This window comes from Kitasatospora sp. NPDC056531 (assembly GCF_042794375.1).
Classification (GTDB): Bacteria; Actinomycetota; Actinomycetes; order Streptomycetales; family Streptomycetaceae; genus Kitasatospora.
The window spans coordinates 1-474 of sequence record NZ_JBHTTU010000220.1; the positions used below are offsets into that span (position 1 = coordinate 1).

The 474-nt window shown below is 77.8% G+C and carries 1 protein-coding gene; it reads left to right on the forward strand.

What is annotated here, in order from left to right:
* Nucleotides 1–474 (forward strand): condensation domain-containing protein (locus tag ACFQ87_RS44530; protein WP_380616764.1); only part of this gene is annotated, 474 nt, incomplete at both ends.

A 474-nucleotide genomic window follows, 5' to 3' on the forward strand; every position in this document is an offset into this window, starting at 1 on the left:
GGGCCTCTTCGTCGAGGTGCTCGGGGTGCCCGAGGCCGGACCGGACGACGACTTCTTCGAGCTCGGCGGCCACTCCCTGCTGGCCGCCCGGCTGGTCGCCCGGGCCCGGTCGGTGCTGGGCGTCGAGCTGCGACTGGGCGACCTGTTCGACGCGCCGACGGTGGCGGAGCTGGCCGCGGCGGTGGACCGCGCGGGCCGGGCCCGGCCCGCGCTGACGCGGCGGGTGCGCCCCGAGGCCGTGCCGCTGTCCTCCGCCCAGCAGCGCCTGTGGTTCCTGCACCGGATGGAGGGCCCGAGCGCGACCTACAACGTGCCGCTGGCGCTGCGCCTGTCGGGAGCGCTGGACCGGCGAGCCCTGGAGGCGGCGCTCGCGGACGTGGTCGAGCGGCACGAGAGCCTGCGCACCGTCTTCCCCGCGGTCGACGGCGTGCCGTGCCAGCGGGTGCTGGACGCCGAGGCGGCCCGCCCTGTGCT